Below are 538 nucleotides of genomic sequence, written 5' to 3' on the forward strand. Positions count from 1 at the left end.
TAAAAATCACTAAAAAGCGGGTGAAAAATATTATTATAAAAGTTCGTGAGATTGGGCTTGTTGAAGTAGTATCGCCTTATTTTATAAGTAGAGTAAAAATTGATGAGATTTTAAGACTTAAAAAAGATTGGATAGAACAAAGATTAAACGAGCTTAAAACTACTAAAAAAGCAGAGCTTTTGAGTGGTAATTTTGTATTGTTTTTAGGACGAAAATATATTTTAGAATTTGATTTAAGAATTTCAAAAAATGTAGAAATTCACAATGATAAAATCATTTTAAAATGTCTTGAAACTGATGAAAATAAAGAAAAATTACTTAATGATTTTTATAAAATTCAATCAAAAGAAATCTTTAGCGAAATTTTAAAAAGATTTTGTGTGATTGTTGGTAAAGATATAAAAGCTTTGAAAGTGCGAAAAATGAAAACTCGTTGGGGTTCTTGCAATACGAAAAAATCTTATATAAATCTAAATACCGAATTAATTAAAAAAGATATATTAGCAATAGAAGCAGTAATTATGCACGAATTAACACA

The 538-nt window shown here is 24.5% G+C and carries 1 protein-coding gene; it reads left to right on the forward strand.

The window, feature by feature from the left end:
- Nucleotides 1–20: 20 nt before the first annotated feature.
- Nucleotides 21–538: M48 family metallopeptidase (locus AVBRAN12647_RS09610; RefSeq protein ID WP_336615119.1), on the forward strand; the 518-nt coding region annotated here is incomplete at its 3' end.

It is taken from the genome of Campylobacter sp. RM12647 (assembly GCF_020138135.1).
Taxonomy (GTDB): domain Bacteria; phylum Campylobacterota; class Campylobacteria; order Campylobacterales; family Campylobacteraceae; genus Campylobacter_E.